At 44.8% G+C, this 777-nt stretch carries 3 tRNA genes and 1 rRNA gene; all 4 read left to right on the forward strand.

The window, feature by feature from the left end:
* Positions 1-111 (forward strand): 16S ribosomal RNA (locus tag FKN88_RS17420); the annotation flags it as partial.
* Between the two features lie 71 nt (positions 112-182).
* Positions 183-258 (forward strand) — tRNA-Glu (locus tag FKN88_RS17425).
* Positions 259-278: 20 nt separating this feature from the next.
* Positions 279-354: transfer RNA gene (locus tag FKN88_RS17430), tRNA-Lys, on the forward strand.
* A gap of 27 nt (positions 355-381) precedes the next feature.
* Positions 382-457, forward strand: a tRNA-Val gene (locus FKN88_RS17435).
* Positions 458-777 lie beyond the last annotated feature (320 nt).

The following is a 777-nucleotide window of genomic DNA, read 5'->3' on the forward strand; positions in this document are numbered from 1 at the left end:
GAAGCAGGTAGTTTAACCTTCGGGAGGACGCTTGCCACTTTGTGGTTCATGACTGGGGTGAAGTCGTAACAAGGTAGCGCTAGGGGAACCTGGCGCTGGATCACCTCCTTACGTAAAGATTGTGCATCGATGAGTGTTCACACAGATTGAATTGGTTTAAGTAGTAAAGAGAGTATCTTAGTGTCCCGTTCGTCTAGAGGCCTAGGACACCGCCCTTTCACGGCGGTAACAGGGGTTCGACTCCCCTACGGGATACCACTTCTTTAATGAAGAAGATTGGGTCGTTAGCTCAGTTGGTAGAGCAGTTGACTTTTAATCAATTGGTCGCAGGTTCGAATCCTGCACGACCCACCATTCCTTCCACGGGAAGTAAAACAATGTGGGCGATTAGCTCAGTTGGGAGAGCACCTGCCTTACAAGCAGGGGGTCACTGGTTCGAACCCGGTATCGCCCACCACTCTCTAAATGTTCTTGGATAACAATGTCCAGCCGCGCAAGTTTACTTAGGTGGCTGTATTATTGACGCTGAGAATCGTTAGAAAGTGTGAAAAACACTTTGCTCTTTAACAATTTGGAAAGCTGACAAAGTGATTTATCTGATAGATAAGTTACTTGTAAAGTTCTCAATCTTTATCTTTAAGATAAAGACCAAAATACACATTCAAGTGTGCTTGGTGAAAAACATCTTCGGATGCTTTTCAAAATTGAGTCCGGCAAAATCTGTCTCGCACTCATGTAAATTAAACGCGAGACAACTTGGTCGCTTGTTTGTTTTCA

This window comes from Vibrio sp. 2017_1457_13 (assembly GCF_030851525.1).
Lineage (GTDB): Bacteria > Pseudomonadota > Gammaproteobacteria > Enterobacterales > Vibrionaceae > Vibrio > Vibrio metschnikovii.